Annotated in this window: 20 protein-coding genes; 10 read left to right on the top strand and 10 right to left on the bottom strand. The window is 72.7% G+C overall.

Annotation, left to right across the window (positions count from 1 at the left end):
- Positions 1-45 precede the first annotated feature (45 nt).
- From HCN51_RS04140 to HCN51_RS04130, 3 genes are read right to left on the bottom strand one after another with little or no spacing between them, the layout of a single operon-like run.
- Entirely contained in the window at positions 46-1,026 is a 981-nt protein-coding gene (locus tag HCN51_RS04140; protein ID WP_168006899.1) for a DUF1838 family protein, read from the bottom strand.
- On the bottom strand, positions 1,023-1,601 hold the full coding sequence (locus HCN51_RS04135) for a WHG domain-containing protein (protein ID WP_168006897.1): 579 nt from the start codon (positions 1,599-1,601) through the stop codon (positions 1,023-1,025). The genes HCN51_RS04140 and HCN51_RS04135 overlap by 4 nt, the downstream gene beginning before the upstream one ends.
- Positions 1,594-2,445, bottom strand: coding sequence for an alpha/beta fold hydrolase (locus tag HCN51_RS04130; protein WP_240972393.1), 852 nt, complete (start codon positions 2,443-2,445; stop codon positions 1,594-1,596). Before HCN51_RS04130 ends, HCN51_RS04135 begins: the two co-directional genes overlap by 8 nt.
- 114 nt (positions 2,446-2,559) lie before the next feature.
- On the opposite strand from HCN51_RS04130, the gene HCN51_RS04125 reads away from it, so the two are divergent.
- The 3 genes from HCN51_RS04125 to HCN51_RS04115 all read left to right on the top strand — a co-directional run bounded on the left by HCN51_RS04125 (position 2,560) and on the right by HCN51_RS04115 (position 5,669).
- Complete coding sequence (locus HCN51_RS04125; protein WP_155126755.1) at positions 2,560-2,730, top strand: hypothetical protein; 171 nt, start codon at positions 2,560-2,562, stop codon at positions 2,728-2,730.
- A 73-nt stretch (positions 2,731-2,803) separates the two neighbouring features.
- Positions 2,804-4,165, top strand: coding sequence for a sensor histidine kinase (locus tag HCN51_RS04120; RefSeq protein ID WP_168006895.1), 1,362 nt, complete (start codon positions 2,804-2,806; stop codon positions 4,163-4,165).
- Positions 4,166-4,268: 103 nt separating this feature from the next.
- Complete coding sequence (locus HCN51_RS04115) at positions 4,269-5,669, top strand: HAMP domain-containing sensor histidine kinase (RefSeq protein ID WP_168006893.1); 1,401 nt, start codon at positions 4,269-4,271, stop codon at positions 5,667-5,669.
- A 46-nt stretch (positions 5,670-5,715) separates the two neighbouring features.
- Here the strand turns inward: HCN51_RS04115 and HCN51_RS04110 are convergent, their stop codons facing one another.
- Together HCN51_RS04110 and HCN51_RS04105 are read right to left on the bottom strand one after the other, a co-directional pair.
- Entirely contained in the window at positions 5,716-6,804 is a 1,089-nt protein-coding gene (locus HCN51_RS04110; RefSeq protein WP_080037711.1) for a mandelate racemase/muconate lactonizing enzyme family protein, read from the bottom strand.
- Entirely contained in the window at positions 6,801-7,490 is a 690-nt protein-coding gene (locus tag HCN51_RS04105) for an FCD domain-containing protein (RefSeq protein WP_206066537.1), read from the bottom strand. The genes HCN51_RS04110 and HCN51_RS04105 overlap by 4 nt, the downstream gene beginning before the upstream one ends.
- Positions 7,491-7,580: 90 nt before the next feature.
- On the opposite strand from HCN51_RS04105, the gene HCN51_RS04100 reads away from it, so the two are divergent.
- The 3 genes from HCN51_RS04100 (at position 7,581) to HCN51_RS04090 (ending at position 11,636) form a co-directional block, all read left to right on the top strand.
- The gene (locus HCN51_RS04100; RefSeq protein WP_168006891.1) at positions 7,581-8,885 is read left to right on the top strand and encodes an MFS transporter; all 1,305 of its coding nucleotides are present in this window, start codon (positions 7,581-7,583) and stop codon (positions 8,883-8,885) included.
- Positions 8,886-9,346: 461 nt separating this feature from the next.
- Positions 9,347-10,369, top strand: a complete 1,023-nt coding sequence (locus HCN51_RS04095) for a substrate-binding domain-containing protein (RefSeq protein WP_168006889.1) — start codon at positions 9,347-9,349, stop codon at positions 10,367-10,369.
- 361 nt (positions 10,370-10,730) lie between these two features.
- Complete coding sequence (locus HCN51_RS04090) at positions 10,731-11,636, top strand: SDR family NAD(P)-dependent oxidoreductase (RefSeq protein WP_206066536.1); 906 nt, start codon at positions 10,731-10,733, stop codon at positions 11,634-11,636.
- 297 nt (positions 11,637-11,933) lie between these two features.
- On the opposite strand, the gene HCN51_RS04085 is transcribed toward HCN51_RS04090, so the two are convergent.
- Genes HCN51_RS04085 through HCN51_RS04065 form a run of 5 tightly spaced genes read right to left on the bottom strand, consistent with a single transcriptional unit; the run spans position 11,934 to position 17,879 of the window.
- Positions 11,934-12,749, bottom strand: coding sequence for an SDR family oxidoreductase (locus HCN51_RS04085; RefSeq protein WP_168006887.1), 816 nt, complete (start codon positions 12,747-12,749; stop codon positions 11,934-11,936).
- Positions 12,746-13,840, bottom strand: coding sequence for an S-methyl thiohydantoin desulfurase family protein (locus HCN51_RS04080; protein ID WP_168006885.1), 1,095 nt, complete (start codon positions 13,838-13,840; stop codon positions 12,746-12,748). The genes HCN51_RS04085 and HCN51_RS04080 overlap by 4 nt, the downstream gene beginning before the upstream one ends.
- Positions 13,837-14,985, bottom strand: coding sequence for an S-methyl thiohydantoin desulfurase family protein (locus HCN51_RS04075; protein ID WP_168006883.1), 1,149 nt, complete (start codon positions 14,983-14,985; stop codon positions 13,837-13,839). The genes HCN51_RS04080 and HCN51_RS04075 overlap by 4 nt, the downstream gene beginning before the upstream one ends.
- A 6-nt stretch (positions 14,986-14,991) precedes the next feature.
- Entirely contained in the window at positions 14,992-16,542 is a 1,551-nt protein-coding gene (locus HCN51_RS04070) for a hydantoinase/oxoprolinase N-terminal domain-containing protein (RefSeq protein WP_168006880.1), read from the bottom strand.
- A gap of 23 nt (positions 16,543-16,565) precedes the next feature.
- Positions 16,566-17,879: a purine-cytosine permease family protein gene (locus HCN51_RS04065; RefSeq protein WP_168006878.1), complete on the bottom strand. Its 1,314-nt coding sequence runs from the start codon at positions 17,877-17,879 to the stop codon at positions 16,566-16,568.
- Between the two features lie 172 nt (positions 17,880-18,051).
- Between HCN51_RS04065 and HCN51_RS62110 the strand changes: the two genes are divergently transcribed.
- From HCN51_RS62110 to HCN51_RS04040, 4 genes are all read left to right on the top strand, one after another.
- Positions 18,052-18,729 (top strand): winged helix-turn-helix transcriptional regulator, encoded by a 678-nt coding sequence (locus HCN51_RS62110; protein ID WP_168006875.1) that lies wholly within the window; start codon positions 18,052-18,054, stop codon positions 18,727-18,729.
- Between the two features lie 140 nt (positions 18,730-18,869).
- A complete protein-coding gene (locus HCN51_RS04055; RefSeq protein WP_168006873.1) occupies positions 18,870-19,436 on the top strand; it encodes a TetR/AcrR family transcriptional regulator in 567 nt (188 codons plus the stop codon).
- A gap of 104 nt (positions 19,437-19,540) precedes the next feature.
- The gene (locus HCN51_RS04050) at positions 19,541-21,373 is read left to right on the top strand and encodes an MFS transporter (protein WP_206066535.1); all 1,833 of its coding nucleotides are present in this window, start codon (positions 19,541-19,543) and stop codon (positions 21,371-21,373) included.
- 53 nt (positions 21,374-21,426) lie between these two features.
- Positions 21,427-22,776 carry a carotenoid oxygenase family protein gene (locus tag HCN51_RS04040; protein WP_168006871.1) on the top strand — a complete coding sequence of 450 codons (1,350 nt, stop codon included), beginning with the start codon at positions 21,427-21,429 and terminating at the stop codon, positions 22,774-22,776.
- Positions 22,777-22,817 lie beyond the last annotated feature (41 nt).

Raw genomic sequence — 22,817 nt, 5'->3', positions numbered from 1 at the left:
GGCGCACCTGCGCCGAGGTCGGCCGGTCCGGCACGCGCGCGTACGTCAGGGGCGGCCGTTGGCGGCGCACCAGGCCGCCCACGTGGTGGCGCCCTTGCCGAGCTGCTTGTCGTAGAAGGACGTCCAGGAGTTCTCGCTCGGCCCCGGCTCGGCGGGGGCGGCCCGGTACAGCGGGTGGTTCGCGTCAATCTCGGCGCGCAGCCACGGCTCGACCTGGGCGTAGGAGGCCAGTGACCAGCTGCGGGCGTGGTAGGTGAGCTGGCCGCGCACGTCGCTCTCCGCCAGGCACATGAACGGCGCCCACGGGCTGGTCCGCGCCCAGCTGATCTTCGTCTTCATGGCGCCGGCCGGGACGCGCGGGCCGGTGCGGGCGGCCACCTCGCGCCGATCCACGGAGAAGTCGAACATCTCCTGGGCCGCGTACACGCCGCCGGTCAGGCCGAACGACTCCCCGAGCGTGCCGGCGAAGTTCGTGCGTACGGGGATGTCGCTGGTCCACACCGTCTCGTCGTGCAGCCGTCGCGTGGGCGGGCCGGCGTAGGAGGGGGTGATGGTGAAGGGGCCGAAGTTCACGGTGTCGTTGTTGATGGGGACGACCGGGTACGTCCTGCCGTCGACGGGGTTCTTCCACTCGCGCACGATCCGCTGCGGGTCGGCCGGGTCGGTGTAGAAGACGATCTCGCGGGAGAGCTGGTAGAGCTGGTTGGTGCCGGGGACGCGGTGGAGCCGCCTGATGTTGTACCCCTCGATGTTGAACAGCTTCTGGCCGTGCCGGATCGCCGGGTCGAGGCTGTTGCCCTCGACGTTGGCGTACACCGAGCCGGAGATGCGGAACACCATGTCCTTGCCGTCGGGGCGGCCGAACGTCTGTAAGGACAGCTTGGCGCTCGGGTCGGTGACGGTGGCGTAGACGGGGCCGGGGTCGGTGGGGACCGGGGTCCCGTCGTGCGCGGCCGCGCCCGGGGCGCCGGCGCCGAGGAGGAGGGCGAGCGGGGCCAGCAGCCCCGTGAGACGTCTTCTGATCACGGTAGGCCCTTCGTGCCGGGGGCGGCGCTGGCGTGCAGCCCGGCGATCACCATGTGGATCAGCAGATCGTAGCTCTCGTTCAGGTCCTCCGGCAGGCCGAACCCGCCCTCGGCCTCCAGGACGGCGAAGCCGTGGACGGCGGCGCGCAGGCAGCGGATCGCGTGGATGGCCGCGGAGTCCTTCATCCCGTAGGCGCGCAGGGCGGCGGAGGCGATGGTGAGCAAGCGGGCTCCGGCTTCGGCGGATTGCGGCTCGGGCGCGTGGATGAGCACGGCGTAGCGGTGGGGGTGGCGGCGTACGTAGGCGCGCCACGCGGTCATGAGCGCGCGGACCGCCTCGTCGCCGGAGCGGCCGAGCACGGCTTCGCCGACCTGCTCGGCGATCTCGGTCAGGACGCGGGCGGAGACCAGCGCGCGCAGCTCGGCGAGGTTGCGCACGTGCTTGTACAGCGACGGCGGTGCGACGCCGGCGGCGCCGGCCACCGCGGACAGCGTCAGCGCCGCGGGCCCGCCTTCGTCGATGAGGCCCAGCGCCAGGTCCACGATCGTGTCCGGCGACAGTGCCCCCCTACCCACGCGGCCCGGCTCCCAGGAAGTCCAGGACGACCTCGGCCATCTCGTGCGGGAACTGGGCGTGCGGGTAGTGGCCGGCCCCTTCGACCATGTGGAGGCGGCCGATCCCGGCCTGCATGGCCGCCACGATGGCCTCACCCTCGGCGCGGGGGTCGGCCCAGTCGGGGTCGAGCGTGCCCATGACGATCAGGGCCGGGCACCGGACGTCGGCGAGCCGGGCCTCGGCGTCGGCGGCCGGGACAAGGCCGAACCGGCCGACCACCGCCATCCGCCCCGGCTTGCGCAGGTCGGCCTCGAGCGCGGCGACGCTCTCGGCGTAGCCGGCGGGCTTGGCGCCCGGGTAGGCGTGGTCGAGGTAACGCTTCCACAGCCCGACGTTGCGCAGCAGGATGGCGCCCATGAGCAGGGTCGTGCCCTTGCGGTAGCGGGCGTTGGAGAACATGCCGCCCAGGTTCATCTTCTGGACGCGGGTGAACGGGGCGAACTCCACGATGGCGGTGACCAGGTCGGGCTCCTGGGCCGCCGCAATGGTGGCGGAGCCGCCGGAGAAGGAGTGGCCCACGATCGCGGCGGGCCCGCCCAGGTGCTTGACCAGGGCGAGCAGGTCACCGGCGACGTCGGCGCGCGTGTAGGACGGCCACTCGTCGCTGGACTCGCCATGACCGCGCAAATCGGTGGTGGCGACCCGGAATCCGGCCGCGGCCAGGTCGGCCGCCATCGGGTGGAAGGCCGCCCTGTTGTTGCCCATGCCGGGGGCCAGCACGATGAGCGGGCCCTGCCCGGTCACGTCGTAGGCGATCCGGCCGCCGTCCACTTCGAGGAACTCGGTCACGCGGTTCATGTTCATAGCCATGAAGCTAAGGGCTTTAGCCAAGGGTGTCAACGCCTTAGCCCGCCCCGACACCGAAGGCGGGGCCGCGCGTTACCGAGCCTTGAAGATCACGCCGCTACGGTTTCAGCCATGACCGACGCATCCCGACGCCGCAAGATCCAATGGCAGGACGACACCGAGCACCTGAAGAACAGGAGCGCCGCGAACCGGATCGTCAGCGAGGCGCCCCGGCCGTCCGAGCCCGACACCCCGAAGCGCGCCCATACCGCGGACGCGGAGGACGGGTCCGGGCGCGCGTAGCCGGCCCGCGTCCCCACCCGCTGTCGCGAAAGTGCCGAGCAGCCGGCGCCGGCCGTTCCCCTGCTCCATCCGCATGCGCTACGCCCTCACGGTGGGAGCGCTGCTGCTGGCGGCCCTCACGGCGGTCGGCGCCCTGGCCGTCTACGGCATCCGCCACCGGATCAGGGTGGACGTCACCGACCACCTGCACATGGCCGTGGTCGACTGGGTCAGCAGGATGCGGCCCGGCTACATCCCGCCGCCCAGGCCGGTCAGGCCGACGGCGCAAGCCAGATACCTGCAACTGGTCAACTCTCGCGGGCAGGTGGTGGCGGCCAACGCGCCCGTCATCAGGTCCGTCCCGCTGAGCACGGTCAGGCCCGGACCCGGCGACGGCATGCGCGACTTCACGGTCTGCCCGTCGTGGAGCAGGGGCCGGTGCTTCCTGGTGACGGCGCTGCGCCTGGACGCCGAGGCGCCCGACGCCCCGCTGCGGGGCGAGACGCACTACATCTACGCCGCGGTCGTGGAGCCCGTCGCCCTGGCCACGCGCTCCCTGGAGGCCGGGTTCGGGGCCGCGGCGCTGGTCGCCTCGCTGGCCGGCGCCTGGGGCACCGCCGTCGTGGTGGGCCGGACCCTGCGCCCGGTGCGGGCCATCAGCTCGGCGATGCGCGAGGCCACGGTGAAGGACCTCGCGATGCGGGTGCCGGTGCCCTCCCACGACGACGAGATCGCCGAGTTCGCCCACGCCTCCAACGACTATCTGGACCGGCTGGAGAAGGCGGTGAACGCGTACCGCAGCTTCGCCGCGCTGGCCTCCCACGAGCTGAGGTCGCCGGTCACGGCGCTGCGCACGCAGCTGGAGGAGGCGCTGATGTACCCCGGCGAGGTGGACGCGCACGCCGCCCTGGCGGGCGCGCTGCACAGCACGGAACGCCTTGAGGCGATCATCGACGACCTGCTGGCCTACACCCGCGTCAAGAACGCCCGACCTGGGGAGTACCAGCCCCTCGACCTGGCCGACCTGGTCGAGGAGGAGGTGGCGGGCCTGCCCGGCGACAGGGTGCCGATCCTGCTGCGGGCGGACGGGCGGCCGGTGGTGCGGGGTTCGGCCGTGCAGCTCGGCCGCGTGCTGACCAACCTCCTGGTGAACGCGCGGCGCCACGCCCACGGCCGGGTCGAGGTCACCGTCGGGCAGGTGAACGACCAGGCCGTCGTGGTCGTGCAGGACGACGGCACGGGCATCGCCCCCGAGGATCGGGAGCGGATCTTCGACCCGTTCGTCCGGCTGCCGGAGGGGCTGCGGCTCGATCCCGGCGGCAGCGGGCTCGGCCTGGCCATCAGCCGGGAGACGTGCGAGGCCCACGGCGGGTCGCTCGACGTCGAGGACTGCCCGGTCGGGGCGCGGTTCGTGGTCCGCCTGCCGCTGTCCGAACCGGCGGGCGTTTTGCGGTGAAATGAGGCTGATCCGATGGTTTGGTGAGGTATTGGCCTGGGTCATGCCGTCCCCAGAGCGCCGCGTGCACCTCCCGCTACGGTGAATGTGCTCGACTGGGCCCATGAGGGCCCGCCACGACTGGCCGATCACCAGACGCATCACGATGTTCGCCGGCGTGATGGCGGCGTTGCTGTCCGCCATGCTGGCCGCCGCGGTGATGCTCGCCATCCATCGCTACGCGACGGAGGACCGTACGAGCGAGATCGCCGCCGACGGGGGCCGGGTCGCGCACGAGCTCGAGCACGACGGGGTGCGCCCGCCGCAGGTCGAGCACGCCGACCGGAACGTGCAGGTCGTCAACCCGTCCGGCGTCGTTGTCGCCTCCACCCCGCAGCTACGGGGCCGGCCGCCGATGGCCGGCTTCACCCCCATCCCCCGGGCCATGTCCACCGGGGTCGTGTGCGGCGGGGTCTTCCCCGGCGGAGACTGCCACATCGTCGTCGCGCAGTCGGCCTACCGGCAGGGGCAGGACTGGATCGTCTACAGCTCGGGCCCGACCGTGCCGCCCTACGTCACCCCGTGGCTGGCCGCGACCGTGCTCGGCGCGGCGACCCTCATGGCCGTGGCGATCACCATCCTCGGCCACCGCATCGTCACCACCGCGCTCAGGCCGGTGACGGCCATCCGCGCGGAGCTCGACACGATCAGCGACACCTGCCCCGAGCGCCGGGTGCCCCTGCCGCCCGGCCGCGACGAGATCTACGACCTGGCCGGGAGCGTGAACCGTACCCTGGCCAGGCTGCACGCCGCGCTGGGCCAGCAGCGCCACTTCACCTCCGACGCCTCCCACGAGCTGCGCACCCCGATCGCGGCGATCCGCACCGAGGTGGAGGACGCCCTGTACGCGCCCGACGACACCACCGTGACCAAGCTCGGCACCGCGGTGCTCGGCAGCCTCGACCGGATCGAGGCCATCGTCGGCGACCTGCTCACGATCGCCCGGCTGGAGGCGCACCACCCGCTGACCTGCGAGCCGATCGACCTGGCCGCGCTCGTCGCCGCCCAGTGCCGCGGCCGGGCCGGCACGCGCAAGAGCTTCTCGTACGAGCTGCAGCCCGGCATCGTGGTCGACGGCGAGGAGGCCGGGCTGTCCCGCCTGCTCACCAGCCTGCTCGACAACGCCGAACGGCACGCCGCCTCCACCGTCACCCTCGTCGTGCGCCGCGAGAGCCCGGCCGAGCAGGACAGCGTGCGCTCCCCGAACGGCGTCGCCCGGCTGGAGGTGATCGACGACGGGCCCGGGATCGAGGCGGACAAGCGCGAGCTGGTCTTCCAGCGCTTCGCCCGCCTCGACACCGCCCGCGACCGGGACGCCGGCGGGACCGGGCTGGGGCTGGCGATCGCCCGGCAGATCGCACAGGCGCACGGGGGCTCGCTCCGCCTGGAGGACAGCCACGGGCGCGGCGCCCGGTTCGTCCTGCGGCTCCCGCTCGCTGCCGGCGCGAAAGCCGTGATCTGCTGAGGGCCTTTTCTGGGGGACTTGAGGCAGTTGCTTCAGGCGGGGGCGGCTAGGCCACGCGGAGATCGTCCATCGCGTCGCGGTCCCAGGCGATGCCAAGGCCGGGCACGTCAGGGGCGACGGCGTGGCCGTCCTCGACGGTCATCTCGGTCAGGGTGACGGCGCGCAGCTGCGGGATGTGCTCCACGTACGTGCCCGCCGGCACCGCCGCGACCAGGCTGACGTGCAGCTCCATCAGGAAGTGCGGGCACAGCGCCACGTTGAACGCCTCCGCCAGGTGGGCCACCTTGAGCCACGGCGTGATGCCGCCGACCCTGGCCACGTCCGCCTGCACCACCGAGGCCGCGCCGCGGGCCAGGTAGTCGCGGAACTGCCCGACCGAGTACAGCGACTCCCCCACCGCCACCGGGATGGAGGTGGACCTGGCCAGCTCCCGGTGCCCCTGCACGTCGTCGGCCGGCAGCGGCTCCTCGAAGAAGCTCACCGCGTACGGCTCCAGCGCGTGCGCGCGCCGCCTGGCCTCCGCGTACGTCATGGACTGGTTCGCGTCCACCATGATGTCCATGCCGGGGCCGACGGCCTCGCGGACGGCGGCCACACGTTCGGCGTCCTCCTCGGCGCGCGGCCGGCCGATCTTGAGCTTGACCCCGCGCAGGCCCGCGTCCCTGGCCGCCAGCGCGCCGCGCACCAGGTCCTCGGTGGGCAGGTGCAGCCAGCCGCCCTCGGTGTCGTACACGGGCACGGCGCGGCGGAAGCCGCCCGCCAGGCGCCACAGCGGCTCGCCGGCGCGCAGGCAGCGCAGGTCCCACAGCGCGGTGTCGACGGCGGCCAGCGCCAGGGACGTGATCGCGCCGACCGTCGTGGCGCGCGTGACGGCGAACAGCTCCCGCCAGACCGCCTCCACCTCGCGCGCGTCGCGGCCGTCGAGCAGGGGCAGCAGGTGGTCGCGCAGCATCGACAGCACGGCCCGGCCGCCGGTGCCGATCGTGTAGGAGTAGCCGGTGCCGGTCAGCCCGTCGTCCGTGCGCAGCTCCACGAACACGGTCTCCTGCTTGACGAACGCCTGCACGGCGTCGGTGCGCTCGGTCTCGACGGGGATGTCCACCAGGAAGGCGGCGGCGCTGACGATCTTCGTCACGTGGTCGGTCCAATCCGGAGGAAACGGTCGCGGGCGGCGGCGAGGTGGTCGCGCATCGCCTGCTCGGCCTCCCGCGCGCGGCCCGCGGTGAGGGCTTCGGCGATGCGGGCGTGCTCGGCCAGCGTGGGCTCGCCGCTGCGCCGGCCCTCGTACTCGATGCGGAACAGGTGCAGGTGGCAGTGCGTGCGCTGCAGCGACTCGCGCAGCGCCGGGCTGCCGGACAGCTCGGCGACCAGGTCGTGGAAGCGGGCGTCGTGGGCGGCTATGCCGTGGTAGTCCTCGTACCGGGTGCCCTGGGGGGCCTGCGGCACGCTGTCCAGCTCCGCGCGCAGGCGTGCGGCGGCGCCCGGCGTGATCGCCTCGGCCGCGCGGCCCGCGGCCCACGGCTCCAGCAGCAGCCGGAGCTGGTAGAGGTCGGCCACCTGGGACAGGGTGAGCACGGGGGCGACCGAGTAGCCGCGCAGCGCCTGCTTGGTGAGCAGCCCCTCCGACTCCAGGGCGGCCAGCACCTCGCGGACCGGCGTCTGGGAGACGTCGAGGAGGCGGGCGACGGCGTAGATGTTCACGCGGGCGCCGGGTGCGAGGTCGCCGTTCATGATCAGGGCCTTGACGCGTTCGTAGACGTCCTCGGTGAGGACACTGCGGCGGGCGCGCCCTATCTGGGGGCTTTGCTGCTCACCTGTCACGGTCGCGTCCTTCCTGACCACTCTTGACGTACGTGGTGAAGCGTAGGCAACATGTGCGAAATCCAATAGGAAATATTACAGAGGATCGCGATGGCCACAACCTCCAGGAGCACCGTCCGCGGCCGGCTGCGCTGGTACATGATCAGTTACGTCTTCGCCGGGCTCGTCATCAACTACCTGGACCGGGCCAGCCTCGGCGTCGCCCTGCCGTTCATGGGCGAGACGTTCCGGCTCAGCAAGACCGAAGAGGGCATGATCCTCGCGGCCTTCTTCTGGTCCTACGACTTCTTCCAGCTCGCCGCCGGCTGGTTCGTCGACCGGTACGGGCCGCGCCGCACGTTCACGTTCGCGTCCGTGTGGTGGTCGCTGTTCACCTCGCTGACCGCCCTGGCGAGCAGCTTCCTCACCCTGTTCGGCGTACGGCTGCTGCTCGGCGTCGGCGAGAGCCCCGCCGCCACCACCAGCGCCAAGGTCGTGGGCCGCTGGTTCCCCCGTCACGAGCGCGCCCTGGCCACCGGCATCTGGGACTCCGGGTCGCGGGTCGGCGGCGTCATCGCGCTGCCCGTCGTCACCGGGCTCATCGCCTGGCTCGGCTGGCGGTGGACGTTCGCCGTGATCGGCGTCGTGGGGCTGCTGTGGGCGTACGGATGGTGGCGCACCTACCGCGACCCGCAGGAGCACCCCCGCATCAGCGAGGAGGAGCTGGCCTACCTGCGGGAGGGCGGGGCCCGGTTCGAGGGCGACGACCACGGCGAGGCCGACAGGATCCGCTGGCGGGACCTGTTCCGCTACCGCACGATCTGGGCCATGATGCTGGGCTTCTTCTGCCTCAACATGGTCGTCTACTTCTTCCTCACCTTCTTCCCCACCTACCTCGTGGAGGAGCGCGAGTTCAGCCTGCTGAAGCTGGGCCTGTTCGGCGCCCTGCCCGGCCTGGTCGCCATCGGCGGCGAATGGCTCGGCGGCTGGCTCGCCGACCGGCGCATCACGGCCGGCGACTCCGTGACCAAGGTCAGGAAGCTGTTCATCTCCGGCGGCTTCCTCGTCTCGACCGTGATCGGCGTCGCCGTGTGGGTGCCGGAGGCGTGGATGGCGCTGGCGCTGCTGTCGGTCGCCTACGCCGGCTCGACGTTCGCCGCCGCCAACATCTGGTCCCTGCCCGCCGACGTCGCCCCCGCCGACCGGTACGTGGCCTCCATCGGCGGCATCCAGAACTTCGCCTCGAACTTCGCCGGCATCGTCAGCCCCATCATGATCGGCGTCCTCGTGGATCGGACGTCGTCGTTCACCGTGCCGCTGATGGTGATCTCGGGGGTGGCGCTGCTGGGAGCGTTCACGTACGCGGTGATCCTGAAGCGGGTGGAACCGATCGGGGTGGCCGCGTCACACGGGTGACGTGGGCGGGGCGGCCGCACCGCGCACGCGACCGGACCAGGGCCGCCGCACCACACAGGCGACCTGATCGGGCGGCCGGGTCGTCCGTGCAGGGACACGTCGGCACCGTTCACGCAGCAGAAGCCGTGCGTGTGCGACCGCTGCCCGGCCGGCAGGCTGCCCGGCCGGCGGGCTGCCGCCGCCGGGCTGCCCACGGCCCGGACACCGCTCCTGGCCGACACCTCCGCCGACAGGAGCGGACCGTCAGGCGGGTGGCCGGGTTGTTAACGTTGCCAAAACCGCCGCACGAGTGCCGCCGCGATCCGGGCACATCTCTTGAAGAGAGCGGTGTCGGTACCAGGGCAGAGCCGCTTCCAGCACGCGGGTCGCGAGAGCGGCGGACCAGCGGGTCGGGCGGCGGGCTCGGCAGGACGAGCAGGGCTGATATCGTTCTCACGGTTGGTACAGGTAAAGGGGGTCAGGTGGCGGGTGCACGCCGGGAGGGCCGCCCCGCGGTGATCGGCGATGTCGCGCGGCTGGCCGGAGTGTCTCCCCAGACGGTGTCTCGGGTGATAAACGAACGCCCCAACGTGCGCGAGGAGACGCGGCGGCGGGTGCTGGAGGCGATCCGGCAGCTCGACTACCGGCCCAACCTCATGGCGCGCGGGCTGGTCCGCCGGCAGGCGCACACCATCGGGGTGATCAGCTTCGACTCGGTGCTGTTCGGGCCGGCCTCCACGCTGCTGGGCATCGGACGGGCGGCGCGTGCCGCCGGTTACGGGGTCACGATCGTCACGCCCGAGGGGTTCGACCGGGGCAGCATCATCGAGGCGATGAGTGATCTGACGAGCCACACCGTGGCGGGCGTGATCACCGTGTTCCCGTCGCAGCAGGCGGCCACGAACGCGCTGTTCAACCTGCCGGCCGGGCTGCCCGCCGTCGCGGTCGAGGCCGCCCCCGACGAGTCGGTCCCGACCGTGCGCATCGACCAGGCCGAGGGGGTGCGGATGGCGGTGGAGCACCTGCTGCGCCTCGGGCACTCGACGGTCTGGCACGTGTCGGGCCCGCGCGAGCGCATGGACGCCCAGGCGCGCGTCGAGGCGTGGCGCAGCACTCTGGAGCAGGCCGGTCGGCCGACACCCCAGGTGGTGGCCGGCGACTGGAGCGCCGAGTCCGGTTACCAGGCCGGGCTCGAGCTGGGCGAGCGCCAGGGTGTGACGGCGGTGTTCGCCGCCAACGACCACATGGCGCTCGGGCTGCTGCGTGCCTTCCATGAGCTGGGGGTGCGGGTGCCGGAGGATGTGAGCGTTGTCGGGTTCGACGACATTCCGGAGGCCGGCTACCTGATCCCGCCGCTGACCACGGTCAGGCCGGATCATGGCGAGGTGGGCCGCCGCTCGGTGGAGGTGCTGCTGCGCCTGCTGGACGGACAGGACGTCGAGGACGTTCCGTGCGTGGTGCCGACGCTGGTGCGGCGCGCGAGCACCGCAGCAGCGCCGAACTGACAAAGACCGCGCCAGCCCGACCGGTGGCCACGCGTCAGGCTGACCAAAGACCGCGCCAGCCCGAGCGGTCGCCACCCACCAGGCTGACCAAAGACCGCGCCAGCCCGAGCGGTCGCCGTCCACCAGGCTGACCAAAGACCCAGGAGGCCGGGCCCGGTACCGGACGACGCTCGGGCGCTGTGCCGCCCGAAGCGCGACCTCACCGCCGGCACACGGCGGCGCACCGAACGACCTGCTGACACAGACCAGCGCGACCAGACTGGCCTGGCTCCATAACCAGCAGTTATCGCGACAGCTATTGGACGGTTTCTCGGGCGGCATCCCAGCATGGGCCCTACCTCTGACGCACTCGGGAGAGCTCATGACGCGAGGATCACGACCGTCCAGACGGGCCGTCATCGCCACCGGCGCCACGATGGCGATGGCCGCGGGCGCGTTCACCGGCCCCGCCGCGATGGCGGACACGCAGAATCCGCCCGCCCCCTCGGCCGGCAGGGCCGACCGCCGGGGACGCTTCGCGGGCAAGGTGGCGCTGATCACCGGGGCGACGTCCGGGATCGGGCAGGCCACGGCGTACGAGATGGCCCGCGAGGGCGCCAAGGTGTTCTTCTGCGGCCGACGCGAAGACCTTGGCCAGCGGCACGAGCGGGCCATCAGGGAGTTCGGCGGCGAGGCCACCTACATGCGGGCCGACGTCACCAAGGAGGACGACGTGCGGGCGTTCGTGGCCGAGTGCGTGCGCCGCCACGGGCGCATTGACATCGCACTCAACAACGCCGGCATCGAAAGCCCCAAGGCGGCGCGCCTGCACGAGCAGACGATGGCGGACTTCGAGCTGGTCTGGCGGACCAACGCGGGCGGCGTGTTCCTGGCCATGAAGTACGAGCTCCCGCACATGCTGGAGCAGCGCGCCGGTGTCATCGTCAACACCGCCTCCATCTCGGCCGAGGTGGGGTTCGCCACGATCGCGCCGTACAACGCGAGCAAGCACGCCGTCGCCTCGCTCACCAAGGTCGCCGCCCTCGAGTACGCCGACCGCAACATCCGCGTCAACGCCTTCGCCCCCGGGGCCGTGGACACGCCCATGCTGCGGCGGGCGGCGGAGGCGTTCGGGACTACGTACGAGGAGATCGCGCAGGACTACCCGATCAAGCGGATCGTGCAGCCGCAGGAGATGGCGCGCGTGGTCATGTGGCTGGCCTCCGACGACGCCACCGCCGTGGTCGGCACCGACCTCGACGCCTCGGGCGGCTTCCTGAGCGGCTGACCGCCCGGACGGCGGCATTTCGTCCGGCTCGGTGCAGGCACCCCAACGACAACCTCCCGACCGGCCGACACACAAGGACGCATTGTCCGAGCGCCTGACCGGCGTGCTCTACGCCGGCCTTGCCTGAGGACGCGCGTTCGCCGGCCTTGCCGGAGAACGCATGTTTCGCGAGCCTTGCCTGGCGGCACGAGCCCCGCGGCTTTGACTGACCGGCCCCCATCCCTGCCTGAGCGCGACCGACGGGTGCAGGTCCTGCCCGGGCGCGGCTGACCGGTGCCCCTCCTGCCGGCGCGCGGGTCAGCGTAGTGCGTATCCTCCGTCAGGGTAGAGGGTGGAGCCGGTCATGTACGTGTTGGTGAACAGGAACATGACGGCGTCCGCCACCTCGCTCTCCCTGCCCGGCCGGGCGAGCAGCGCGTCGCGGGAGTACTGGGCGAAGGCGGACTCGCGTACCTCGTCGGAGCGTTGCCGCCACAGGTTGCCGTCGATGGTGCCTGGGGAGACGACGTTCACTCGTACGGGCGCCAGCTCGACCGCCAGCCCGCGGCCGAGCCCTTCGATCGCCGCGTTGCACGCCACGTAGGCGGGCGCGGGGGCGGGCGGGCGGACCGAGGCGGCGCCTGCCATCAGGACGATCGAGGCGTCGGCGGTGAGCTTGGGCAGGGCGAGCCGCACCGCGTGGTACTGGCCCCAGAACTTCGAGGCGAACGGGCTCTGCGCCTCCTCGTCGCTCAGCTCGCGCATCGGGCCCGTGGTGTAGGTGGCGGCCGGGGTGAAGAGGTGGTCCACCTGGTCCACCGCGTCGAAGAACGCGGCCAGCGACTCCTGGTCGGCGGTGTCCACCACCCGCCAGGACACGACGTCCGAGGACACGGCGCCCGAAGACACGACGCCCGAAGACACGGCGCCCGAAGACACGGCGTCCGAAGACGCAGCAGGCGTGGAGGCCGTGGGTGAGGGGGCGGTTCTGGTGAGGGTGGCGGCTGCGGCCTCGAGGCGGGCTGGGGTGCGGCCGCCGAGTACCACCTGGCCGCCCGCCGCGACCACCCGCCGCGCCACCTCCAGCCCGATCCCCGACCCGCCACCGATGATGACCGCTGTCCGCCCGTTCACGCGACCTCCTCGACGGGCCGGAACGGGTAGGGGAGGCCGAACGCGGCGGGCCCGAACACCGCGAGCGCCTCGGGGGTGCGCATGAGGGCGGGGGTGGAGATGCCGACGACGGTGATCCGCTGGCCGTACCGGAGGCTCTCGGTGGTGATGGGCTCGGCCTGCTCGGACTCCAGCACGCACACCAGGTCGGGGACGACGCAGCGCGGCTCGCCGTCCACGAGGGCGACCAGGTGCTCGTTCTGGAACATGAGCTCCAGCTCGTGCCGCCCATCGAACGACACGGCCGCGGCCCTGCCGCGCGCGAAGCCGGCTTCGGTGCGCCGTTCGACGTCGGTGACCTTGCCGCGGAACAGCACGCGCAGGTGCCCGTAGAGGGTGTCGCGCAGCGCGTCGGCCAGGGCGGCGACGGGGTCGGCGGCGCGGGAGCGGGCCTCGCGGAGGGTGCGGCCGACGGTGCGGGCCAGGGTCAGCGTCCGGGGTACGGCGGTGCGTTTGACCTGGGCGCCGGTCATGGCGTACTCGGCGATGTGGGCGACGCCGCCGAGGCGGATCGTGACGCCGCGGGCCAGCCATTCCATGCGGGCGTTGTCGGCGCCGGTGTCGATGATGGCGCTCTCGCCGCGTTCGCCGGCCACGGCCATCGGCGAGCCCGGCACCCCGTACACGGCGAAGGTCTCCATCTGCAGCTCGGGGAAGGCGCGGCCCATGCCGTCGGCGTCCACGACCGGCAGGCCGGTCGTGGCGGCCACGACGAGCGGGATCATCGAGTTGATGCCGCCGCACTCGATCGGCATGGTGGCGCCGGCGCGCCGGCCCAGGTGCGCCTCCAGTGCGCGCAGGGCGGCGACGGGCTCGGTGCCGCGCGGCAGCTTCTCGTGCACGACGGTCGGGGCGCCCATCTGGGCGGTGGGGATGACGAGCGTGTCGTCGTCGAGGTCGTCGGGGTCGAGCACGGTGATGGGGCCGTGCTCGCGGATCGCCTGGCGGACGAGCAGGTGCCCGACGTACGGGTCGCCGCCGCCGCCCGTGCCGAGGACGGCGGCGCCGCGCGCCAGGTCGGGCAGGTCGTCCTCGGTCAGCTCCCAGCTCATCGGGCGGCCTGTCCGGGGTCGAGGTCGTGGCCGGAGGAAGGGGTGGCCCGCACGGGGTCGAGGTCGTGGCCCGAGCCACCGGTGGCCCGCACGGGGTCGAGGTCGTAGCCGAAGTAGCGGGGGCCGGCCAGGGCGAGGCCCTCGGGGGTGTGCCAGCGCGGGTCGGCGGGCGCGGCGATGACGGTGACCCGCTGCCCGAACCGCAGCGCCTCGGTGGTGACGGCCTCGCCGCTCTCGCGGTCGAGGGTGCAGATCAGGTCCGGTACGGTCGCCCACACCCGCCCGTCCACCTCGGCGACCAGGTACTCGTTCTGGAAGCGCAGCGTCAGCTCGCCACCGGCGTCGCCGTCGAGGCCGGACAGGGTGGCGGTGCCGCGCGCGAAACCGGTGACGGTGCGGCGCTCGACGTCGGTGACCTTGCCGGTGAACAGCGTGGTGCCGCCGAGCCGGGCGACGACGGCGGCCACGGGGTCGGTGTGCGCGGCGCGGGCCTCGCGGACGAGCCGGCCCAGCTCGGCGCAGAGGCTGAGGGTGCCGGGCACGAGCGAGTCGCGGGCCTGGGCGCCGGTCATCGCGTACGAGCTGATCATGGCGGAGCAGCCCATGTCGATGGTGGCGGAGCGGGCCAGGCGTTCGGCCCAGTGGTTGTCCACGGTGTCGAGGACGGCGCGGTTGCCCTTCTCGTCGGCGATGGCCATGGGGGTGGCGCGCACGCCGTACAGGGTGGGCAGGACCATCTGGATCTCGGGGAAGGCGCGTCCCATGCCGTCGGCGTCCACGAGGGGCAGCCCGAGCTGGGCGGCGGCGACGACCGGGATGAGGGAGTTGACGCCGCCCGCCTCGGAGCAGGCGATGTGGGTCAGGCCGCTGCCGAGGTAGCCGCTGAGGGCGCCAGCGGCGGCGGAGACCTGGTCGACGGAGGGTAGTTTCTCCACCATCACGGTGGGCGCGCCCATCATGGCGACCTGGACGAGGGCGGCCTCGTCAGGGAGCTCGTCGAGCGTGCACAGCTTGACGGGGCCGTACTCGCGCACGGCGGAGGCGGCCAGGAGGCGGCCGATGTGGGGGTCGCCGCCGCCGCCCGTGCCGAGGATGGCGGCGCCGGTCGCGATGTCGTCCAGGTCCGCCAGGGTGATCTCGCGCATGTGGTGTCAGCGTCCCTTCGCGTCGGTGAGCTGGAGTTCGCCCACGGCCTTGGCCCTGATGCGGGTGGCGTTGCCGGGCAGGTACGGGATCGGCACCTCGTCGAAGTCCACGATCTGCACGGTCGAGGGGGACGCGCCGGCGGCGACGGCCCGGTCCACGGCCTCCTGCTTGGCGGCGTCCACGACGGCGTCGCGGCGGCCGGGCTCCACGGCGTACACGCGGTCCACCTCGCCGCCGATCTGGGCGATGGCGGCGCCGATGGCGTTGGCGACGGCGTAGTGGTCGGGACGGCGTACCTCGCCGGCGCCGACCAGCTCGTCGGGCAGGAGTACGGAGCCGCCGCCGACGGCCACGACGGGCAGCGGCTCGGCGGAGGTGCGCATGCGCTCGACCACGTCGGCGACGTCGTCGGCGATGCGCCGCAATGCCGCCTCGACCAGGCCCTTGTCGAGGTGGGCGACGAGGGAGGGGTCGCCGATCTCGGCGCGGCCGGCGGCCACGGCGATGTCGGTGGCGGTCAGCGTGTCGCCGCCGAACACGAGCGCCTTGCTGGTCAGCTCGTAGCCGACGGAGTCGGGCCCGACCGCGCCGTCCCGCACTCGGCTGCCGCCGCCGATGCCGATGGACAGCACGTCCGGCATGCGGAAGTTGGTGCGGATGCCGGCCACGGTGACGTCGGTGGTGGCCTCGCGCGGGAAGCCGTGCCGCAGCACGCCGACGTCGCTGGTGGTGCCGCCGACGTCCACGACCGCGCAGGTGTCGAGGCCGGACAGGACGGCGGCGCCGCGCATGGAGTTGGTGGGCCCGGATGCGAACGTGGCCACGGGGTAGCGGCGGGCGAAGTCGACGTCCATGAGGGTGCCGTCGTTCTGGCTGAGGTAGAGCGGCGCGGTGATGCCGGCGCCGGAGACGGAGGAGGCCAGGCCGTCCACGATGTGGGCGGCCAGCTCGCGCAGCGCGGCGTTGATGATGGTGGCGTTCTCCCGCTCCAGCAGCCCGATGCGGCCGATCTCGGAGGACAGCGAGATGGCCACGTCCGGCAGCTCGGCGGCGACGATCTCCGCGGCGCGCGCCTCGAACTCGGCGTTGACCGGCGAGAACACCGACGTGATCGCGACGCTGCGGACCCCGGCCTGGCCCATGTCGGCGGCGGCCTTGCGCACCTCGGCCTCGTCCAGCTCGGCGATGTGCCGGCCGTCGAACTCGTGGCCGCCGTGCACCAGGTAGCCGCGCCCGGACACCGCCTCGATCAGCCGGCCCGGCCAGTCGACCATCGGCGGCAGCGACGCCCCGGCGGGCAGGCTCAGCCGCAGCGCCGCCGTCGGGGCCAGCCTGCGGGCCTCGACCAGGGCGTTGATGAAGTGCGTGGTGCCGATCATCACGGCCCGCACGTCCGCCGGGTCGAACGGCCGCTGCTCCTGCAACCCCGCGATGGCGGCCACGATGCCGGAGGTGACGTCGGCGGTGGTGCTGGTCTTGACGGCGGCGAGCACCTGCCGCCCGTCCAGGAGGACGGCGTCGGTGTTGGTGCCGCCCACGTCGATGCCGATACGCACGGAATATCCCCTCACTTGTCTTCTCAGGCCCGCACCAGCTCGGTACGGCTCTCCCCCACGCCCCGCACCAGGCCCAGCTTCCCGGCCACCACGTACAGGACGAACGCCACGACCAGCGCGTTGATGCTGCCCAGCCCGACCTCGACGAACCTGCCGACCAGCGCCGCGACCAGCCAGATCACCAGCGTGGCCGGCACCCACGCCGGGGCCCGCTCGGGCAGTCCGCCGCCCGCCCTGGCGGCCTCCAGGTCGCCGCGCCAGCGCCGGACCACGAAGTACTCGGCGACCATGATCCCGGCGATCGGCGGGAAGGCCACGCCGAGCAGCGTCAGGAACTCGGTGAAGGCGTCGAGGATGCCGGCCGCCGCCAGCACGCTGCCCACAAGGCCGATGAGCGCGGTGGCCAGGCCGCGGTGCACGCGCCTGCCGAAGACGGTGCCGACGAAGTTCACCAGGCCGAGGCCGGAGGAGTACAGGTTCCAGTCGTTGATCTTCACGGTGCCGGCGACGATGACGAGGATCCCGACCCAGCCCACCGACGAGGTGACGATGGTGGTGATCTCGCTGGTGCCGACGGCGTGCGCCAGCAGGACGCCGGCCAGGCCGATGACGTACTCGCCGAGGGTGACGCCGAGCACCGTCTGCTTGACGACGTCCGCGACGCTGCGGTTGAACCGGGTCATGTCGGGCGTGATGATCGAGCCGACGATGAACCCTCCGGCGACCAGCGTCGTCCCCTGCAGAAGCGTGAGCTGCGGGCCCGGCGGCGCGGACGCCATCAGCGCGCCCACGTCGTGGCGCGACAGCTCGCTGATGATCGACCAGCCGACCAGGACGAGGAACGCGGGCACGGTGACGTACGCCGTCCAGGCCATCGAGCCGAAGCCCCACAGCACGATCGCCGTCACCACCAGCCCGAACACCAGCGACCAGCCCCACTCGGGCAGCACGCCCACCAGGGCGGCCAGCCCCTGCGCGGAGACCGCCGACTGGATGCCGAACCAGCCGACGAGGCTGATGCCGATCGCCAGCCCGATCAGCGCGGACCCGGACCGGCCGAACCCCGTCCAGCGGGCCAGCATGGACGTGGACAGCCCCTCCCGCACCCCGATGACGCCGACGAAGACGGCCACCACCTCCAGGATGACGGCGCCCAGGGTGAGCGCGAGGAACGCCTCCCAGAAGCCCATCCCAAAGCCGAGCGTGGCGCCGAGCAGGAACTGGCTGAGCGCGGAGACCTGGCCGAACCGTTGAACGGCGACCGACCACCAGGAGTAGCGGGCGCTCGGGGGGACCCTGGTGAGCGCGTAATCGTCGACACCGACAGCAGAGGACATGCCGGGCTCCTTCGCGTACAAGCGGGGACGGGGTGCTTGGCGGCCACCATAGGTGCTGGTCAGACAGGTGTCAGTGGTGACATCACACAGCCGTCGCGGCTCGGCCGTGCATCGTGCACACCCTCCCTCGCGCCCGTTCAAGAAGAGGAAGCCCACACTTTAGAGTGGTGAAGTGGAACAGCGAACCTACAACCAGTACTGCGCGACCGCGCGCACCCTCGACCTCGTCGGCGAGCGCTGGACGCTGCTGCTGATCCGCGAGCTGCTGACCGGGCCGAAACGGTTCGGGGATCTGCAGGCCAGCCTGCGCGGCCTCGGCACCGGCCTGCTCGCCGCCCGCCTGAAGCAGCTCGAACGCGAGGGGCTGGCCCACAAGATCACCCTCCCGCCGCCCGCCCGCACCCCCGCCTACGCCCTCACCGAGGCCGGCGAGGAGCTCGGCCCTGCCGTCCTGGAGCTGGCCCGGTGGGGGCTGAAGTGGGCGATGGGCGAGCGGCGCGACGGCGAGACGTTCCACCCCGGCTGGGCGGTGCTCGGGCTGCGCGCCTGCTTCGACCCGGAGGCCGCCGCCGGGCTCCGGGCGACGTACGAGTTCCGCGTCGGCGATGAGGTCTTCCACGCCCGGGTCGAGGACGGCACCATCGACACCCTGCACGGGCCCGCCCAGCGTCCGGACGCCGTCCTGACGATCGGCGAGGAGGCGTTCCTCGACCTGACCGGCCAGCGGCTCACCCTGGCCGAGGCCATCGACGGCGGCGCCGCGACGACCAGCGGCGACGAGAAGGCGCTGCGCAGGCTGAAGGACCTGTTCCGGCTGCCGCGGCCGCGCTCCCGCGTGGCGCCCGGCTGAGGCGGCCGGGCCGCGATCTCGTCGTTGGTCCTGGTGCCGTCCATGCCGGGCAGCGGAGATCGACGTGCTGCGCGCGCTGGCCGACGTCGGCTGCGGGCTCGCCGTTTGACACCGGAAAGTGTGAGTGGTTTATTACTCACATGACGACGAGCCGAGCGCGACAGCTGTCCACCGCCGACGAGCGCCGGGAGACGGTGCTCGCCACCGCCATCGGCGCCTTCGCCGCCCGCGGCTACTGGGGCACGACCACGACGGAGGTGGCCAAGGCGGCGGGCATCTCCCAGGCCTACGTCTACCGGCTGTTCCCGAGCAAGGAGTCGCTGTTCGTGGCGGTCGTCGAGCACTGCTTCGTGAAGGTGCGCGGCGCGCTGGAGCAGGCGGTGGCCACCCACGGCGGCGGCTCGCCCGAGACCGTCCTGCACGCGATGGGCGACGCCTACGCGCAGCTGATCAGCGACAACGACCTGATGCTGATCCAGTTGCACGCCCAGGCGGCGGCGGTGTCCGAGCCGGCCGTGCGTGAGGCGGTCCGGCAGGGCTACGCCCGGCTGGTGGAGTACGTGCGCGGCGCCTCCGGCGGCGCCGAGGCCCAGGTCCAGGACTTCTTCGCCACGGGCATGCTGTGCCACCTGCTGGTGTCCATCGGCGCCGACGAGATACAGGCGCCCTGGACGCGGACTCTCTCGGCGGGCATCACGCACTACTGAGCCCTCCGGGGCGATCCGCCCGGGAGGACGCCGGCGGGGCTCGCGCCCCGCCTTCTTTTCCGCCACAACATTGAGTGGTCAACCACACACTTCTGGAGTCGGAGATGCGTAAGACAGCCACGGGCCCGGCGCTCGCGGCCTTGGCCGCGGCGCAGTTCCTCGTCGTGCTCGGCAACTCGATCGTCAACGTGGCGCTCCCGCAGATCCGGGACGGCGCCGGGCTTTCCGACGGCGGCACGACGTGGGTCGTCAACGCCTACGGGCTGGCGTTCGGCGCCCTGCTGCTGGCCGGCGGGCGGGCCGCGGACCTGCTGGGCCATCGCAGGCTCCTGCTGGGCGGGCTGGCGCTCTTCGGAGCGGCCTCCGCCGTGTCGGGCCTGGCGTCCTCGGCGGGCGTGCTGATCACGGCCCGCGCCGTGCAGGGAATGGGCGCGGCGGCGATCGCCCCGGCCGCGCTGGCCGTGGTGATGGGCCTGTTCCCGCCCGGCCCCGGCCGGGCCAGGGCGCTCGGGGTGTGGGGCGCGGTCTCGGGTGCCGGCGGCGCCGCCGGGGTGCTCCTGGGCGGTCTCCTGGCCCAGGCGTGGGGCTGGCGGGCGCTGTTCTTCGCCGTCACCGCCGGCACCTTCGCGGTGCTGCTCGCCGTCGCGCTCGGCACCCCGCGCGCCCAGCCGCGCGGGGGCGGCCGGTTCGACCCGCTCGGCACCCTGACGATCACGCTGTCCCTGACCGGCCTGGTCTGGGGGTTGAGCGCGGCCCGCGCACAAGGCTGGACCGATGGGCGCGTCCTGGGCGCCCTCGCCCTCGCCGCCGTCCTCGGCACGGTGTTCGTCCTGGTGGAGCGCCGTCATCCCGATCCGCTGGTGCCGCCGCGGCTGGTGCGGGGCGGCCGGGTGGCCGCCGGGAACCTACTGATGGCCCTGTTCGGGTCGGTGTGGCTCGCGCTGTTCTTCTTCCTGCCGCTCTACCAGCAGGAGGTTCTCGGCGAGAGCCCGCTGCTCACCGGTCTGGGCCAGCTTCCGCTCGCCGGCGCCATCATGGCCGGCTCCGCCTGGTCCCCACGGCTCACCGCCCGGCTCGGGCCCCGCCGTACGCTGCTGTCCGCCCTGCTCGTGCAGGCCGCCGGGACGCTGTGGCTGGCGCGGATCAGCGCCGGAGGCTCCTACCTCGCCGACGTGCTCGGTCCGAGCGTCCTCATCGGGCTCGGCCTCAGCGTCGCCTTCATCCAGCTCACCGACCTGTCCATGGACGGGGTCGCCAAGGAGGACTCCGGAACGGCCGGCGGGCTGGTGAACACCACCCGCCAGGTCGGCGGCGCGATCGGCCTGGCCGTCCTGGCCACGCTGGCCGGATCGGTCACCGCAGGCTCCGCTTCGCCGCACCTCCAGGCCCTCACCGACGGCTACCGTGCGGCGTTCACCGCCTCGGCCGCCGTCCTGCTCGCCACGGCCGTCCTGGCCGCCTGTCTCACGCGTTCGACCGAAAGGAACCCCGCCATGCGCACCATCGACGAGACCGCCCCCGTGATCGTCCGCCTGTCCACCACCATCGACGCCCCTATCGAGCGGGTGTGGGCGCTGCACACCGGCATCGACGCGTGGCCGAGCTGGAACGACGCCATCGACACCGCCACGCTCACCGGCCCCGTCGAGCCCGGCAGCTCCTTCCGGTGGACCACCCACGGCCTGGACATCACCTCCACCGTCTTCGAGGTCGTCCCCGGCGAGCGGATCGTGTGGGGCGGCCCGGCCGGCGGCATCGACGGCGTGCACGTGTGGACGTTCACCGCCGACGGCGACCGCGTCACCGTCCGCACCGAGGAGTCGTGGGCCGGGGCGCCCGTCGAGGCCGCCGCCGAGCAGCTCCGCCAGGCCCTGCACGCCTCGCTCCAGTCCTGGCTCGCGGCCCTGAAGACCCGCGCCGAGCAGCCCGCCCGATGACCACCCCCTTCGCCGCAGAACAGCCGAACCGCACCGAGGAAGAGGAATATGCCATGACCACCAAGCCCTACCTGACCGGCCACTACACCCCCGCCGTCGACGAGATCACCGCGACCGGGCTGACCGTCGAAGGCCACCTGCCGCCCGAGCTGAACGGCCGGCTGGTCCGCAACAGCCACAACCCCAAGCCGGGCGTCACCCCCACGCACTGGTTCAAGGGCAGCGGCATGGTCCACGGCATCCGGCTGCGGAGCGGCCGGGCCGAGTGGTACCGCAACCGGTGGGTGCGCACCCCCGCCCTCGACGGCGCCCCTTACATGACCGAGCACGGCCCCGACCTGACCGCCAGCGTCGCCGGCACCCACGTCATCGAGCACGCCGGACGCCTGCTGGCCCTGTGCGAGGCGAACTTCCCGTTCGAGCTGGACGCCGAGCTGGAGACCGTCGGCGCCTACGACTTCGACGGCAAGCTGCGCAGCGCGATGACCGCGCACCCCAAGACCGACCCGGTCACGGGCGAGCTGCACTTCTTCGGCTCCTCGCCGTTCCCGCCCTACCTCCTGTACTACGTCGCCGACGCCAAGGGCCGGATCGTGCACAGCGCCGAGATCCCCGGCGCCACCGCCTCCCTCAAGCACGACTTCGCGATCACCCGCCATCACGTGGTCTTCATCGAAGGCTCCGTCACCTTCGACCCGGCCGAGCATTCCGGCATCCCGTACGGCTGGAGCGACGCCCAGCCCTCCCGCATCGGCGTCATGCCCCGCACCGCCGACGGCGCCACCAGGATCCGCTGGTTCGACATCGAGCCCGGTAACATGCTGCACGCCGCCAACGCCTACGAGGACGCCCAGGGCCGCATCGTCCTGGAAGGCCCCACCGTCGACCGCGAGGGCTTCCAGCTGTCCTGGAACTGGTGGGTCGGCGCGCCGGGCCGCGGCACCGAACCCAACACCCGCTCCTACACCCGCCGCTGGGTCGTCGACCTCGCCCAGGGCAGGCTCGACGAGCAGACCATCGACGACCTCGCCGTGGAGTTCCCCACCCTCAACGAGGACTACCTCGGCGCCGAGAACCGCTACACCTACGCCATCTCCTTCCCCGACCAGGACGGCTACGGCGGCTACGGCGTCGTCAAGTACGACCGCGCCACCGGCGCCCGCCGCGTCCACCAGGCCGGCGACGCCCGCCTGCCCAGCGAGGCCGTCTTCGTCCCCGCCGAGGGCGCCGCGAACGAGGACGACGGCTACCTCCTCACCGTCATCTCGGACCTCAAGCAGGACGCCTCCCAGCTCCTCGTCCTGGACGCCGCCGGCCTCGACCGGATCGCCACCGTCCATCTGCCCCGCCGCGTCACCGGCGGCATCCACGGCTCCTGGATTCCCGACACCGCCGACCAGTAGCCCATCCTGCGGGGCGGCCCTCACCCGGGCCGCCCGGCTCA

It is taken from the genome of Nonomuraea composti, assembly GCF_012034275.1.
Lineage (GTDB): Bacteria > Actinomycetota > Actinomycetes > Streptosporangiales > Streptosporangiaceae > Nonomuraea > Nonomuraea composti.
This window is presented reverse-complemented; position numbering and strand designations above follow the sequence as displayed.